Annotated in this window: 10 protein-coding genes; 6 read left to right on the forward strand and 4 right to left on the reverse strand. The window is 63.2% G+C overall.

Annotation, left to right across the window (positions count from 1 at the left end; translation table 11 throughout):
* The first annotated feature begins 22 nt into the window (after positions 1 to 22).
* The 3 genes from hemH (at position 23) to X727_RS161235 (ending at position 2,757) form a co-directional block, all read left to right on the forward strand.
* Positions 23 to 1,087: a ferrochelatase gene (gene hemH, locus X727_RS161245; protein ID WP_023686407.1), complete on the forward strand. Its 1,065-nt coding sequence runs from the start codon at positions 23 to 25 to the stop codon at positions 1,085 to 1,087.
* Positions 1,088 to 1,245: 158 nt separating this feature from the next.
* Complete coding sequence (locus X727_RS161240) at positions 1,246 to 2,196, forward strand: SPFH domain-containing protein (RefSeq protein WP_023701037.1); 951 nt, start codon at positions 1,246 to 1,248, stop codon at positions 2,194 to 2,196.
* A 96-nt stretch (positions 2,197 to 2,292) separates the two neighbouring features.
* Positions 2,293 to 2,757 (forward strand): NfeD family protein, encoded by a 465-nt coding sequence (locus tag X727_RS161235; protein WP_023701036.1) that lies wholly within the window; start codon positions 2,293 to 2,295, stop codon positions 2,755 to 2,757.
* 87 nt (positions 2,758 to 2,844) lie between these two features.
* Here the strand turns inward: X727_RS161235 and X727_RS161230 are convergent, their stop codons facing one another.
* A complete protein-coding gene (locus X727_RS161230; RefSeq protein WP_023671954.1) occupies positions 2,845 to 3,840 on the reverse strand; it encodes a KpsF/GutQ family sugar-phosphate isomerase in 996 nt (331 codons plus the stop codon).
* 150 nt (positions 3,841 to 3,990) lie between these two features.
* On the opposite strand from X727_RS161230, the gene X727_RS161225 reads away from it, so the two are divergent.
* Positions 3,991 to 5,775 carry an outer membrane beta-barrel protein gene (locus tag X727_RS161225; protein ID WP_031203860.1) on the forward strand — a complete coding sequence of 595 codons (1,785 nt, stop codon included), beginning with the start codon at positions 3,991 to 3,993 and terminating at the stop codon, positions 5,773 to 5,775.
* Here X727_RS161225 and galU read toward each other — a convergent pair whose 3' ends face one another.
* Positions 5,776 to 6,681, reverse strand: a complete 906-nt coding sequence (gene galU / locus X727_RS161220) for a UTP--glucose-1-phosphate uridylyltransferase GalU (RefSeq protein ID WP_023671956.1) — start codon at positions 6,679 to 6,681, stop codon at positions 5,776 to 5,778.
* Between the two features lie 206 nt (positions 6,682 to 6,887).
* Here galU and X727_RS161215 point away from each other — a divergent pair, with 206 nt between their 5' ends.
* Both X727_RS161215 and X727_RS161210 read left to right on the forward strand, forming a co-directional pair.
* Positions 6,888 to 8,111 (forward strand): lytic murein transglycosylase, encoded by a 1,224-nt coding sequence (locus X727_RS161215; protein WP_023744196.1) that lies wholly within the window; start codon positions 6,888 to 6,890, stop codon positions 8,109 to 8,111.
* 103 nt (positions 8,112 to 8,214) lie between these two features.
* Positions 8,215 to 9,420 carry a DUF459 domain-containing protein gene (locus tag X727_RS161210; RefSeq protein ID WP_023744195.1) on the forward strand — a complete coding sequence of 402 codons (1,206 nt, stop codon included), beginning with the start codon at positions 8,215 to 8,217 and terminating at the stop codon, positions 9,418 to 9,420.
* Here X727_RS161210 and X727_RS161205 read toward each other — a convergent pair.
* Together X727_RS161205 and gltB are read right to left on the reverse strand one after the other, a co-directional pair.
* Positions 9,417 to 10,871 (reverse strand): glutamate synthase subunit beta, encoded by a 1,455-nt coding sequence (locus X727_RS161205; protein ID WP_023686414.1) that lies wholly within the window; start codon positions 10,869 to 10,871, stop codon positions 9,417 to 9,419. The two genes, X727_RS161210 and X727_RS161205, sit on opposite strands and share 4 nt — an antisense overlap.
* Before the next feature lie 140 nt (positions 10,872 to 11,011).
* Entirely contained in the window at positions 11,012 to 15,763 is a 4,752-nt protein-coding gene (gene gltB / locus X727_RS161200; protein ID WP_023833569.1) for a glutamate synthase large subunit, read from the reverse strand.
* Between the last annotated feature and the right edge of the window lie 198 nt (positions 15,764 to 15,961).

The raw sequence follows: 15,961 nt of genomic DNA on the forward strand, positions 1-15,961 counted from the left end.
TTCGCGGTGTCGGGAGACCTTCATGACGCTTTCCACGCCTGTCGACCCCAAAGCCGCGAAAGCGCTCGACCCGCTACCGGCCGGACATCCGCCGGTAAAGGCAGGCAAGATCGGCGTCATGCTGGTCAATCTCGGCACGCCCGACGGTACCGATTTCAAGCCGATGTGGCGCTATCTCCGCGAATTCCTGTCCGATCCGCGCGTCATCGAACTCAACAAGGCGATCTGGTATCCGATCCTCTACGGCTTGGTACTGACCACCAGACCGAAGAAGTCCGGCGCCAATTACGCCAGGATATGGAACCGCGAGAGGAACGAGTCGCCGCTGCGCACCTACACCCGCGCGCAGGGCGAAAAGCTGGCCGCAGCGCTCATCGACCTACCCGATGTCGTGGTCGACTGGGCGATGCGCTACGGCAACCCCTCGACCGCGAGCGTCGCTCAAAGGCTGGTCGAGCAAGGCTGCGACCGCATCCTGTCGTTCCCACTCTACCCGCAATACTCCGCGACCACCACCGCGACCGCCAACGACCAGCTGTTTCGCGCCTTGATGAAGATGCGCCGCGCGCCTGCCGTGCGCAGTGTTCCGCCCTACTATGACGAGCCGGTCTACATCGAGGCGCTCGCCCATTCGATCGAACGGCATCTGGCAACGCTAGACTTCGAGCCCGAGGTGGTCATCACCTCCTATCACGGCATCCCGAAGCCCTATTTCGAGAAGGGCGATCCCTATCACTGCCACTGCCAGAAGACGACACGGCTGTTGCGTGAACGACTGGGGTGGGATGAAAAGAAGCTGATCATCACCTTCCAGTCGCGCTTCGGCGCCCAGGAATGGCTGCAGCCCTACACCGACAAGACGGTCGAGAAACTGGCGAAGGACGGCGTGAAATCGATCGCCATCGTCAACCCAGGCTTTTCCGTCGACTGCATCGAGACGCTGGACGAAATCGGCCGCGAGGCGGCCGAGACCTTCCATCACGCCGGCGGCGAGAAATTCGCCCACATCCCGTGCCTCAACGACAGTGCAGAAGGCATGGCGGTGATCGAGGCGATGGTGCGGCGCGAGCTGTCGGGCTGGGTCTGAGGCCGCCACGTTGCGGCGATCGATCGCCGCAGTTGCGCTATTCCATGCACCAATAATCAACGATCACCTGATTGTAACATTATTGAAACACACCTAAGTGTTTGGTGAAGTCGGTTGCATGGAATCAACGCCATGGCCGGCATCTGAGGGAGATTCAAATGGACTTCAGTGGTTTCGGTATTGCGATTGGTGCGCTTGCCTTTCTGGTATTGGTGCTTCTTATCAAAGGCATCCGGACAATCCCGCAAGGCTATAATTATACGGTGGAGCGCTTTGGCCGTTACACCAAAACACTAAGCCCCGGCCTCAACCTCATCGTGCCGTTCGTCGACCGCATCGGCGCCAAGATGAACATGATGGAGCAGGTGCTCGACGTTCCGAGCCAGGAAATCATCACGCGCGACAACGCCATTGTCGGCGTCGACGGCATCGCCTTCTACCAGATCCTCAATGCGGCGCAGGCCGCCTACCAGGTCGCCGGCCTGGAGAACGCCATTCTCAATTTGACGATGACCAACATCCGTACCGTCATGGGCTCGATGGACCTCGACGAATTGCTGTCGAACCGCGACGCCATCAACGAGCGCCTGCTGCGCGTCGTCGACGAAGCGGCGCATCCGTGGGGCATCAAGATCACCCGCGTCGAGATCAAGGATATCAATCCGCCGGCCAACCTCATCGAATCGATGGGTCGTCAGATGACGGCCGAACGTAACAAGCGTGCGCAGATCCTCGCCGCCGAAGGCCTCAAGCAGTCGCAGATCCTCGAGGCCGAAGGCCGCAAGGAAGCCGCCTTCCGCGACGCCGAGGCACGCGAACGCTCGGCCGAGGCCGAAGCGCGAGCCACCCAGGTTGTATCGGAAGCCATCTCCAAGGGCGACGTGCAGGCACTCAACTACTTCGTGGCGCTCAAATACACCGAAGCGATGGGCAAGATCGGTACCGCCAACAACAGCAAGGTCGTGCTGATGCCGATGGAAGCCTCGGCGCTGATCGGCACGCTCGGCGGCATAAGCGAGATCGCCAGGGAGGTGTTCCGCAGCGAAGGCACCGCCGGCGCCGCCAGGCAGGCAGGCCGCCCTCCGGTGGTTCGCCCGAATGAGAACTGAGACCTGACGAGAACTGAGGTCGCGAGCATGATCCCGAAAAGTGGGAACCGGTTTTCGGAAAAGATCATGCTCCACAGGAAGTAGGAGCGCACGCCCATGTTTGACCGCATCATTTCCGAACTTGGTCCGTGGAACTGGATGGTTCTGGGCTTCGTCCTCCTGGTGATGGAGGTCATCGCGCCAGGAATATTCATGCTGTGGATCGGCATCGCCGCATTGGTAATCGGTGTGATTTCCCTGCTCATCTGGGACGCAAGCTTCTGGGCCTGGGAAGTCCAGGTCCTCGCCTTCTTGGCGCTGTCGCTGGTCTCGGCCTTCGTCGGCAAGAAACTAGTCGGCGGGCGTAATGTCCCGAGTGATCAGCCGCTGCTCAACCGGCGCGGCGCGCAGTTGGTCGGCAGGATGGCAACGCTGGCCGAGCCGATCAAGGACGGTCGCGGCCGCATCAAGCTCGGCGACACGCTGTGGCGCGTCTCCGGTCCCGACCTGCCGGCCGGCACGCAGGTGCGCGTCGTCAGTTCGGCCGACACCGATCTGGAACTGACCGTCGAGGCTGTTTGACATTTCGAAAGCGCATGGCGCTTTCGATCCGGAAAATCAGGGCGCGTCGCGTAGGGCTTCCCGAACGCGACGCGTCCTTTGATTTTTTCAGGCGGCGCCGATGCGCAGCAGGTCGTGCAGATGAACCAGTCCCACGAGCCGCCTGCCTTCGACCACCATCAGGCTCGTAATGGCCGAATTGTTGATAATCTGCAGCGCCGTCGCCACCAGCGTGTCCGGTGTGGCCGTCTTCGGCTTTTTCGTCATCACCTGATCGACGCTCATTTCCATGAGATTGCTGCCGATGTGACGCCTGATGTCGCCATCGGTGATGATGCCCACCAACGCGCCATCCGCCGTCGCGATCGCCACGCAGCCGAAGCCCTTGTTCGACAATTCGAGGATCGCCTCGCGCATGCCCGTGCCGGAAGCCACCAGCGGCAGCCTTTCGCCGACATGCATGATCTCGTGGATCTGCGTGAGATTGGCGCCGAGCTGGCCGCCGGGGTGGAATGTGCGGAAATGGTCGGGCGTGAAGCCGCGCGCTTCGAGCAGCGCTATAGCCAGCGCATCGCCGACCACCAGTTGCAGCAGGGTCGATGTCGTCGGCGCCAGGCCGTGCGGGCAGGCTTCCGGCACGGACGGCAGGAGCAGCACCACGTCGGCCGCGCGCGCCAGCGCCGAGGCCGCGCCCGCGGTAATCGCAATCAGCGGGATCGAGAAGCGCCTGGAATAGGCGACGATGCCCATCAATTCTCTGCTCTCGCCGGACCATGACATGGCGATGATGGCATCGTCTCTGGCGATCATGCCAAGGTCGCCATGATTGGCCTCCGCCGGATGGACGAAGAAGGCAGGCGTGCCGGTCGAAGCCAGACTGGCCGCGATCTTAGTGCCGATATGGCCGCTTTTGCCGACGCCGGTGACTATGACGCGGCCATTGATGCGCGACACCATGTCGACGGCGCGGGCGAAAGGTTCGGCCAGTTCGTTCTCCAGCGCGGCGGCCAATGCCGCCACGCCGGCCTGTTCCGTGGCTACCGTTCTCAGCGCCGAGGCGATCGAAGCCTCCAAAGGCTTCTTTTCTTGGGATCCCGCATGCATGGCTGATGCGATTAGCGCTTTGCCGTTCGCCTGTCCAACAGAATTGCCGTCCAGCCATGTCCGACAGGCACCCCTTCAACCCTCCGTTAACCATCCCCGTTTACGGTTCGGTAAGTATGGCGCGCTTGCGCCGCGCAAGCAGTGGTGACGATGTCGCGGGCCCAACCTCAAGAGAAAAAAGGTCGAACGGGCAGAGCGTTTTGCGCTCTGCTTCTGGCGACGAGCGTGCTCGCTTTGCTGCGGCCAACTGCGCTTCATGCCCAGGAGACAGAGCTGCGCGGCGAAGTTTCGGAATCGGCGATCCTGTCCGACCAGCAGCGCCGGGCCAGGCAATTGAGCAAGGCCAACACGCAGGTCAAGCCCGCCCCTGCCGACACCGCCCCCACGGGAAACACGCCAACCGCTTATGTGCCGGCCAGCGATGGCGCCTTGCCTGATGACACCGACCCGTCACAGGCCGGCGCAAACAGCATTTTCGACCCGCCGGCGACCATCGACGATTCGTTCGCCGACAAGCCGCCAACCGTCCTGCCACGCCGCCCGTCGACGGCAAAGCAACGCGCCGACGCGGATGCAGACAAGGCCAAGGACAAAACCAAGGCTGCCGACAAGAAGAAGCCTGGCAAAGCCACGGACCAGACCACCACCGGAACGACTCCGGACGGCACTGCGGCAGGCGACGCCGATCAGGACATAGCCAACCGCCGTGTCCTCACCGTCGACGGCGTCGACCGACGAAAGCTCGACCCCGGCGCCGAGCGCACCGACGCCATCGAGGGCCTGAAGAAGAAGCTCGAGGACGACCCGTACGCGGCAACCGGCATCAAGGTCGGCTCGTTCCTGCTGCGGCCGACGCTCGAGCAGGGCGTTGCCGTCACGTCGAACGCCGATTCCAGCGCTGGCGGCAAGTCGGCGGTGCTGTCCGAAACGGCGCTGCGTTTCTCCGCCGCCTCCGATTGGGGCGAGAATTCGGCGGTCATCGACGGCTACGGCAATTTCCGCAACACCATTTCGGGCCAGAAGATCAATGAGGCACGCGGCCGTATCCAAGGCACGTACAATGTCGACCTCGACAATGAACTGCGCGCCATCGCCAAGCTCGGCTACGAGATTGCACCGGAATCGGCCTCCGCGCCCGACGCCATTGCCGGCGTCAAATCGCAGCCGATCCGCCAGACTGTCGACGGCAGCCTCGCCGTCGAGAAGGATGTCGGCAAGCTGCGCTTTGCGCTGACCGGCGCCGTCTCCCACGACATCTATGGCGATGCCGAACTTACCGATGGCACCTCGCTGTCGCAGAAGGACCAGGACAACACGCTCTACACCGCAACGTTGCGGACTGGCTATGAAATTTCCCCGGCTCTGACGCCCTTTGCTGAGATTGAGCTCGGCCGCCGGGTATATGACCAACGGGTCGACAACAAGGGCTTCGAGCGCTCCTCGACCCGGCTTGGCGCACGCGCCGGTATCGAAGTCGACATGGGCGAGAAGCTCAAGGGTGAGTTCTCGGCCGGCTGGCTGAGGGAGGCGATCGACGACAAGAACCTGGAGGCGATTTCGGGAGCCACCATCAATGCCGACCTCAAATGGTCGCCCGAGCGCGGTACCATCATCGGCCTCACCGGGCGAACCACGGTCGAAGGCACAACGAATGCCGGTGAGAGCGGCGACATCCTCTATTCCGGCCGCCTCACCGGCGAGCGGCAGATCCGCGCCGACCTGACCGGCAACGCAGCCCTTGGGCTCGACTGGCGCAATTACACCGGCTCCGACGGCCATGACATGACGCTGAGTGCAGAGGCCGGGCTGACCTGGTGGCTGAACCGCTATGTCGGCCTCACCAGCCGCGCCCGCACCGAAAAGCTGACCAGCAATCTGCCCGGGCGCAACTACACCGCCAACAGCATCTATTTGGGGCTGAAGCTGCAGCGGTAGCTAAAAAGCAGCGCCGCGACGCTCGGACGGCTTCATCTCATCGAGCAGCGTGCGGATGACGCCGGCCATGTTCTCGTTCATGTCGCTGCGCCACAGCGCGAAGGCGACATTGGCCTCGACGAAGCCTTCCGGCGAGCCGCAATCGAAGGTGCGGCCCTGAAAGTGGTAGCCAAAGAAGGGCTGCTGCTTTTCCAGCTTCAGCATCGCGTCGGTGAGCTGGATCTCGTTGCCGGCGCCCTTTTCCTGGCTTTCGAGGATCTTGAAAATCTCGGGCTGCAGGATGTAGCGGCCGTTGATGTAGAGATTGGACGGTGCGGTGCCGGTCTTCGGCTTTTCGACCATCTCGGTGATGCGGAAGCCGTGATGCGTGTCCTCGCCGCGGCCGACAATGCCATATTTGTGGGTCTCGGCCGGATCGCATTCCTGCACGGCGATGATGTTGTTGCCCGTCTCCTCGTAGAGCTCGACCATGGCCTTCGTGCAGCTCTTCTCCGACTGCATGATCATGTCGGGCAGCAACAGCGCGAAGGGTTCGTCGCCGACCAGTTCGCGGGCGCACCAGACGGCGTGGCCGAGCCCCATCGGCACCTGCTGGCGGGTGAACGAGGTCTGCCCCGGCGCCGGCTGCAGCCGCTGCAAGCGGGCCAGCTGATCGTCCTTGCCGCGCTGTGCCAGCGTATCATAGAGCTCGAACTGGATATCGAAATGGTCTTCTATGACCGCCTTGTTGCGGCCGGTGACGAAGATGAAATGTTCGATGCCGGCCTCGCGCGCCTCATCGACGACATACTGGATGACCGGCCGGTCGACGACGGTCAGCATCTCCTTGGGAATGGCCTTGGTGGCCGGGAGAAACCGTGTGCCGAGACCGGCGACCGGGAAAACTGCCTTGCGAACTCGCTTCATGCGTCAATTATCCGTTTGAGGGCGTGCCCGGCAATCCCGCCTCGCGACATTTTCGCGCCGGAATTGTGGATTATCGGGCCATTGAGGGAACATCAACCGGTAAAGCATCCAGGTGTCTTTTCGTTCCAGGCGCCGCCTATGGTAAACCAATTGCTAACCCGGTTCGGCGATGAATGGTCTTTCCTGAGATAGAGAAAGGGGAAAATATGTCCGTTCGCAGTGCCGCAAAACTCTTTACCAGCGTGCTGACGGCGGCCAGCCTCTCGCTCGCCTTGCTGATGCCGGCCGGACCGGCCTTCGCCGATGCCGGGTTTCGGCAATGGGTCGCCGGCTTCCGCGCCACGGCCGTGGCGGGCGGCGTTTCCGGCGCGGTCTACGACCGAGCGTTCCGGGGCATCAATGAACCCGACCCGGTGGTGCTGGAAAAGGCACGCACCCAGCCCGAGTTCACCGCGCCCGCCTGGGACTATTTCGACAACCGCGTCCACGACCAGTCCGTTGCCGTCGGCCAGCAGATGGCCAGGAAATGGAAGCCGTGGCTGGACCGGATCGAAGCCAGGTTCGGCGTCGACCGCTACATCCTGCTCGCCATCTGGTCGATGGAATCGAATTATGGCGAGATCCTCAAGCGCGACGACATCATGCGCAATGTCATCCGCTCGCTGGCAACCCTCGCCTATGGCGACGCCAAGCGTTCGAAATTCGCCCGCACCCAATTGGTCGCCGCGCTGAAAATCCTGCAGACCGGCGACATCGACGAAAGCCACCTGATGGGCTCCTGGGCCGGCGCCATGGGCCAGACCCAGTTCATCCCGACCAGCTACCAGCATTATGCCGTCGACATGGACGGCAACGGCAAGCGCGACATCTGGAATTCGATCCCCGATGCGTTGGCGACATCAGCCAATCTGCTGAAGAAGAATGGCTGGCAGGGCGGCAAGACCTGGGGCTACGAGGTCACCATTCCGGCGGGCAAACTGCCGGCCGGCTCGAAGACATTGGCGCAGTGGCAGGCGCTCGGCGTCGCCAGGGCCAATGGCAAGCCGTTCAAGAACGCAACCGACAAGGCGACCCTGAAAGTGCCGGACGGCCGCGGCGGACCGGCCTTCCTGATGATCAAGAACTTCTCCGTCATCAAGGCCTACAACAACGCGGACAAATATGCCCTGGCCGTCGGCCTTCTTGCCGACGAAATCGCCGGTTCTAATGGTCTGGTGCAGGACTGGAAGCGGCCTTTCACCAAACTGTCCTTCGAGGAAAGGCAGGAGTTGCAGAAGCGGCTTTCGCAGCACGGACTTTACGACGGCAAGTTCGACGGCAAGATCGGTGACGGCACGAAAACCGCCATCATGACCTATCAGGCAACGGTCGGCTTGACCCAGGACGGGTATCCGAGCATGGAAGTGCTCAAATGGCTCAGAAAGAAATAGAGCCATCGGCAGCGCCGCGCATTGCGGCGCACAAGGGATGCCGTAGCATTGATGTGTGCATGATCCGCTGCGAGGGCCATGCACCAAGGGATGGAGAGGGTGCTTGGTTTCGGCAGCGCGTATCCGTGTGATCGTTTTCCGCTTGCCGATCCTCGTTCTGGCCATCGTTGTCCTGGCGACGGGGGTCGCCGGCAGTTTCGACACACCGGCTTTGGCGCAGGAACAACCGCAGAACCGCGGCTGGTCGCTGCGCGACCTTCTGTTCCCGCGCCGCAGCGAACGCATCGAGCCGCCGCTCGACGTCCGCAAGGCAAAGCCGAAGGTCAAGAAGAAGCCCCGTGCACCCGTTGAACCTTCCGCTCCGATTGTCGAGAAGACACCGGATGCCCGCGTCGTTCTGGTGATCGGCGATTTCATGGCCTACGGCCTGGCCGAAGGCCTCGAAACAGCCTTTGCCGACAATGCCAACGTCAGGATCGTCGAGCGCGCCAACGGTTCTTCGGGTTTCGTGCGCGATGATGTCTACAATTGGCCCGAACAGGTCAAATCGCTGGTCGAGACCGAAAAACCCTCCGTGGTCGTCGTCATGCTCGGCTCCAACGACCGCCAGCAGATGCGCGTCAACGAAGTGCGCGAGCAGCCGCGCTCCGAGAACTGGACCAAGGAATACGAACGCCGGACCGAAGCCTTGGGAAAGGCACTGGCGGCGACCAAGGTGCCTTATCTGTGGGTCGGCATGCCAGCCTTCAAGACGCCGAAGATGACCTCCGACATGCTGGCATTCAACGACATCTACCACTCGGCTGCCGAGAAGAACGGCGGCGAATTCGTCGATGTCTGGGATGGGTTCGTCGACGAGAACGGCGCCTTTGTCTCGACCGGCCCCGACATTAACGGCCAGGCCGTGCGGCTGCGCTCCGACGACGGCATCAACGTCTCGAAAGCCGGCAAGCGAAAGCTCGCCTTCTACACCGAAAAGCCGCTGGCCAAGATCCTCGGCCTGGCAGCGCCGGGAAGCGTGGTGACGGCTGCCGCACCGGCCGGCGCCCCGGTCGAGGCGCCGTCGCTGCCCGCCGCCCCGATCGTGGTCGACCGCACCGTTCCGATGCTGCTCAACGATCCGGCGCTCGACGGCGGTACCGAACTTCTCGGTGCGGCGGCGGCGCCGAAAGCCAATCCGGATCTGCCCGGCGAAAAACTAATCCTCGAAGGCAAGGCGCCCGAGGCCTCGCCCGGCCGCGCCGACGACTTCTCGTGGCCGCCCAAGGCCGCTGCCGCGACGGATACGACGACGGCGATCAACCGTTAACGGGGGAGTACCGTCGACCCCATCAGCGCTTCATCGATCGAGCGCGCGGCCTGGCGGCCTTCGCGGATCGCCCACACAACCAGCGACTGGCCGCGGCGCACATCACCTGCGGCGTAGAGCTTGTCGACGCTGGTCTTGTAGTCGCGATCGTTGGCTTCGACATTGCGGGAACGGCGGCTGTCGGTGGTGATTTTCATCTCACCGTCCAGCTCTTTCGCGACGCCGGCGGCAGCCGGTCCGGCAAAGCCGATGGCGATGAAGGCGAGGTCTGCACGGATGACGAATTCGGTGCCGGGGATAGGCTTGCGCTTCTCGTCGACTTCGCAGCATTTGACGCCGGTCAGCTGGCCGTCCTCGCCGATGAATTCGAGCGTCGCCACCTGGAATTCGCGCTCCGCACCTTCGGCCTGTGAGGACGAGGTGCGCATCTTGGTCGCCCAGTAAGGCCAGACCGAAAGCTTGTCTTCCTTCTCCGGCGGCTGCGGGCGGATGTCGAGCTGGGTGACACGCACCGCGCCCTGGCGGAAGGCGGTGCCGACGCAGTCGGACGCGGTATCGCCGCCGCCGACGACGACGACATGCTGGCCGCCGGCGATGATCGGATGCGACGGCCAGGCCACCGACTGGATCGGCTCGCCGCCGACGCGGCGGTTCTGCTGCACCAGATAGGGCATGGCGTCATAGACGCCGCCGAGATCGTCGCCCGGAATATTGGCCGGACGCGGCGATTCCGAACCGCCGCAATAGAGCACCGCATCGTATCCGGCGAGCAACTCTGCCACCGGCTTGTCGACGCCGACATTGACGCCGCAATGGAAGGTCACGCCCTCGCCCTGCATCTGCTCGATGCGGCGGTCGATATAGTGCTTCTCGATCTTGAAGTCGGGAATGCCGTAGCGCATCAGCCCGCCGGGACGGCTCTCACGCTCATAAACGCTGACCTCGTGGCCGGCGCGGCCAAGCTGCTGCGCCGCCGCCATCCCTGCCGGGCCGGAGCCGATGACAGCGACCCGCTTGCCCGTCTTCTTCTCTGGCGGATAAGGCCGGATATGGCCGGTTTCATAAGCCTTGTCGGCGATTGCCTGTTCGACAGTCTTGATGGCAACCGGAATGTCCTCGAGGTTCAGCGTGCAGGCTTCCTCGCAGGGCGCGGGGCAGATGCGGCCGGTGAACTCGGGGAAATTGTTGGTCGAATGCAGGTTGCGGATCGCATTGTCCCAGTCGCCATTGTAGACGAGGTCGTTCCAGTCCGGGATCTGGTTGTGGATCGGGCAACCGGTCGGCCCGTGGCAGAACGGGATGCCGCAATCCATACAGCGCGCCGCCTGTTTCTCGACCTCCTTGTCCGACATCGGCAGCGTGAATTCACGAAAATGCCGGATGCGGTCGGAGGCCGGCTGGTACTTGTGCACCTGCCGGTCGATTTCGAGAAAGCCTGTTACCTTGCCCATAGTCCAGTTCCTGCTGTCCAGATGGTGCGGTTTTCGCACCCGTTAACCCCTTGAGGCAGCCGTGGCAACCTTGCATCCGAGGTCAAACTGTCGCTGAAAGTTCCGCCGGGAAGCCTGCGCCTCCCGGCAAGTCGAAAAACCTATTCCGCCGCCACGCCCATGCGCATGCGTTCCATCTCGATCAGCGCGCGGCGGTATTCGACCGGCATGATCTTGCGGAATTTCGGCCGGAAGGTCGTCCAGTCGTCGAGTATCTCGCGGCCGCGTACCGAACCGGTGAAATGGACGTGGTTCGAGATAAGCTGGTAAAGCCGTTCCTCGTCATGGGTGGTCATGTCGCCCGAGACGTCGACGCGACCCTTGTGGTCGAGGTCACCGCCATGATGCAGCAGCCTTTCCATCAGATCGTCTTCTTCCGGAACCGGCTCCAGCTCGACCATCGCCATGTTGCAGCGCGCGGCGAAATCGCCGGCCTCATCCAGAACATAGGCCACGCCGCCCGACATGCCGGCAGCGAAGTTGCGACCGGTCTGGCCGATGACGACGACGATGCCGCCGGTCATGTATTCGCAGCCATGATCGCCGACGCCTTCCACGACGGCGGCGACGCCCGAATTGCGCACCGCGAAGCGCTCGCCGGCGACACCGGCGAAATAGGCCTCGCCCTCGGTCGCGCCATAGAGGACGGTGTTGCCGACGATGATCGATTCCGCCGCGACGATCCTGGACTCCTCCGGCGGCCGGATGACGATGCGTCCGCCCGACAGGCCCTTGCCGACATAGTCGTTGGCCGCACCCACGAGTTCGAACGAGATGCCGCGCGCCAGGAAGGCGCCGAACGACTGGCCGGCTGTGCCGGTCAGCTTCACCTGGATCGTGTCCTCGCGCAGGCCCTTGTGCCTGAAGCGCTTGGCGACTTCGCCCGATAGCATGGCGCCCGTGGAGCGATCGACATTGCGGATGTCGACCTCGATCTTGACCGGCTGCTTGCTTTCGAGCGCGGGCTTGGCCAGTTCGATCAGCTTGCGGTCGAGCACGTCGTCGATCGGATGTTTCTGCCGTTCGGTCCAGTGCACCGCCTCATGCGGCGCGTCCGGCTTGAAGAACATCTTGCCGAAATCGAGCCCACGCGCCTTCCAATGCTGGATCATCTCGCGCTTTTCCAGCAGGTCGCTGTCGCCGATGATCTGGTCGATATGGGTGTAGCCCATCTCGGCCAGCAGCCCCCTCACCTCTTCCGCAACATAGAAGAAGAAGTTGATGACATGCTCGGGCGTGCCCTTGAAACGCTTGCGCAGAACCGGATCCTGCGTCGCGACGCCGACCGGGCAGGTGTTCAAGTGGCACTTGCGCATCATGATGCAGCCGGCCGCGATCAGCGGCGCGGTCGAGAAGCCGAACTCGTCGGCACCGAGCAGCGCACCGATGATGACGTCGCGCCCCGTGCGCAAGCCGCCATCGACCTGCAGCGCAACGCGCGAGCGCAGCCCGTTCAGCACCAGCGTCTGGTGCGTCTCGGCTAAGCCCATTTCCCACGGGCTGCCGGCATGCTTGAGCGAGGTCAGCGGCGACGCGCCGGTGCCGCCATCATAGCCCGATATGGTGATGTGGTCGGCGCGTGCCTTGGCGACGCCGGCCGCAACCGTACCGACACCGACTTCCGACACCAGCTTTACCGAGACATCGGCCGCCGGGTTGACGTTCTTCAGATCGTAGATCAGCTGCGCCAGATCCTCGATCGAATAGATGTCGTGATGCGGCGGCGGCGAGATCAGGCCGACGCCAGGCGTCGAGTGCCGGACCTTGGCGATGGTGGCGTCGACCTTGTGGCCGGGCAGCTGGCCGCCCTCACCGGGCTTGGCGCCCTGCGCGACCTTGATCTGCATGACATCGGAATTGACGAGATACTCGGCGGTGACGCCAAACCGCCCCGAGGCGACCTGCTTGATCGCCGAACGTTCGGGGTTCTTGCTGCCGCCGGGCAGCGGCAGATAGCGGTCGGCCTCTTCGCCGCCCTCGCCGGTGTTCGACTTGCCGCCGATCTGGTTCATGGCGCGCGCCAGCGTCGTGTGTGCCTCGCGCGAGATCGAGCCGAACGACATCGCCCCGGTCGAGAAGCGCTTGACGATATCGGCCGCCGACATCACGTCCTCTATCGCCACCTTCTTGCGGCCGGTCTCTTCCGCAAGCTTGATCCTGAACAGGCCGCGTATGGTCTGGGCACGGGCCGTCTCGCTGTCGATCTGCGCGGAATACTCCTTGAACGTCTCCCACGAGCCCTGGCGCACGGCGTGCTGCAAGGTGGCGACGGCGTCGGGCGACCACATATGGGCTTCGCCGCGCATGCGGTACATGTACTCGCCGCCGACCTCGAGGCTGTTGCGCAGCACCGGATCGTTGCCGAAACCGTCGGTGTGGCGGCTGAGCGTCTCAGCCGCGACCTCGTCCAGGCCGACACCTTCGATCAGCGTCGCTGTGCCGGTGAAGTACTTGTCGACGAAATCCGACTTCAGCCCGATGGCGTCGAATATCTGCGCGCCGCAATAGGACTGGTAGGTGGAGATGCCCATCTTCGACATCACCTTGAGGATGCCCTTGCCGATCGACTTGATGTAGCGCGAGACCACCTCGTAGGCGTCGACCTCCGCCGGCAGTTCGCCACGCTTGTGCATGTCGAGCAGCGTATCGAAGGCAAGGTAGGGGTTGATCGCCTCGGCGCCGTAGCCGGCGAGACAGCAGAAATGATGCACTTCGCGCGGCTCGCCGGATTCGACGACCAGGCCGACCGCGGTGCGCAGACCCTTGCGGATCAGGTGATGGTGCACCGCAGCCGTCGCCAGCAGTGCCGGAATGGCGATACGGTCGGGACCGACCTGGCGGTCGGACAGGATGATGATGTTGTAGCCGCCGGCAACGGCCGCCTCGGCGCGCTCGCACAGACGCTCGACGGCGCCCTGCATGCCGGCCGCGCCCTCGCTCGACCCGTAGGTGATGTCGATGGTCTTGGTGTCGAAACGGTCCTCTGTGTGGCCGATCGAGCGGATCTTTTCCAGATCGCCATTGGTCAGGATCGGCTGGCGCACTTCGAGCCGCTTGCGGCGCGAATTGCCGACCAGGTCGAAGATGTTCGGCCGCGGCCCGATGAAGGACACCAGGCTCATCACCAGCTCCTCGCGGATCGGGTCGATCGGCGGGTTGGTGACCTGGGCGAAATTCTGTTTGAAATAGGTGTAGAGCAGCTTCGACTTGTCCGACATCGCCGAGATCGGCGTGTCGGTGCCCATCGAACCCACGGCTTCCTGGCCGGTGGTCGCCATCGGCGACATCAACAGCTTGGTGTCTTCCTGCGTGTAGCCGAAAGCCTGCTGGCGATCGAGCAGGCTGACATCCTTGCGCAGCGCGCGCGGCTCGACCGGCTTCAGATCCTCAAGGATCAGCTGCGTGTTGTTGAGCCAGGTCTTGTAGGGATGCCTGGTGGCGATCTCCGACTTGATCTCCTCGTCGGAAATGATGCGGCCTTTGGCGAGGTCGATCAGAAGCATGCGGCCGGGCTGCAGCCGCCACTTCTTGACGATCCTCTCCTCCGGCACCGGCAGCACGCCGGCCTCTGACGCCATGATGACGCGGTCGTCGTCGGTGACGATGTAGCGCGCCGGGCGCAGACCGTTGCGGTCGAGCGTGGCGCCGATCTGGCGACCGTCGGTGAAGGCGACCGCGGCCGGCCCGTCCCACGGCTCCATAAGGGCTGCGTGGTATTCGTAGAAAGCCTTGCGGTCGGCATCCATCAGCTTGTTGCCGGCCCAGGCTTCCGGGATCAGCATCATCATGGCGTGGCTGAGGCTGTAGCCGCCCTGGAATAGGAATTCGAGCGCATTGTCGAAGCACGCCGTGTCGGACTGGCCGTCATAGGAGATCGGCCACAGCTTGGAGATGTTGTTGCCGAACAGTTCGGAATCGACCGAGGCCTGGCGCGCCGCCATCCAGTTGTTGTTGCCGCGCACCGTGTTGATCTCGCCATTATGCGCGACCATGCGGTAGGGGTGCGCGAGCTTCCATGACGGGAAGGTGTTGGTCGAGAAGCGCTGGTGGACGAGGATCAGCGCGGTCTCGAAACGCGGATCCGACAAATCCTTGTAATAGGCGCCGACCTGGTAGGCCAGGAACATGCCCTTGTAGACGATGGTACGCGCCGATAGCGACACACAGTAGGCGCCGATATCCTTGTTGTTGTTCTCGGCGTAGATGCGGCCGGAAATCACCTTGCGCAGCAGGTACAGCCTGGCCTCATATTCCTCGTCATCTGGAATGTCTGATGTGCGGCCGATGAAGACCTGGCGATGGAACGGTTCGGAGGCCGCGATATCGGGCGCCTTCGACAGCGATGAATTGTCGACCGGCACGTCGCGAAAGCCGAGCAGCGGCAGCCCTTCTGACTGCGCCGATTCGGCGATGATCTCTTCGATATGGGCGCGCAGTGCCGCATCCTGCGGCATGAACCAGTGGCCGACGCCGTATTGGCCTGCCGCCGGCAGTTCGACGCCTTGGGCCGCCATCTCTTCGCGGAAGAAATGATCGGGGATTTGCACCAGCACGCCGGCGCCGTCGCCCATCAGCGGATCGGCGCCGACAGCGCCGCGATGCGTCAGGTTTTCGAGCACGAAGAGCCCGTCCTTGACGATCTGGTGCGACTTCACGTTCTTCATGTTGACGATGAAGCCGACGCCGCACGCGTCATGCTCGTTGCGCGGATCGTAGAGACCCTGCGCGGCCATACCGTTGCCGGTCAGGCCGTTGGTGGTTCGGCCTTCTTTGGTCAGAACGGTATTTTTAACGGCTGCCGCTTTCGTCTGCGCGGCCTGGCCGATAATCGCAGATGGCGTCAGTTCCGTCATCGTCCTGTCCTCCGATCCGGCCCCTTGCACGTCTAGCATTTGGGGCGCTGGTCTACCTTGGGAAGCGACTGGCTTCCGCTCTCATTCTTGCGGCACGTCTTTTCGAAATCCTTGGCGGACCGTGCGGTGCACCGCCGGTTCGTATCCGGTATCGTACAGGCCACAGCCGAGCCGTCTACCCGTCGCTCGCGGCAACGG

Origin of the sequence: Mesorhizobium sp. L103C105A0 (genome assembly GCF_000502215.1) — a bacterium.
Classification (GTDB): Bacteria; Pseudomonadota; Alphaproteobacteria; order Rhizobiales; family Rhizobiaceae; genus Mesorhizobium.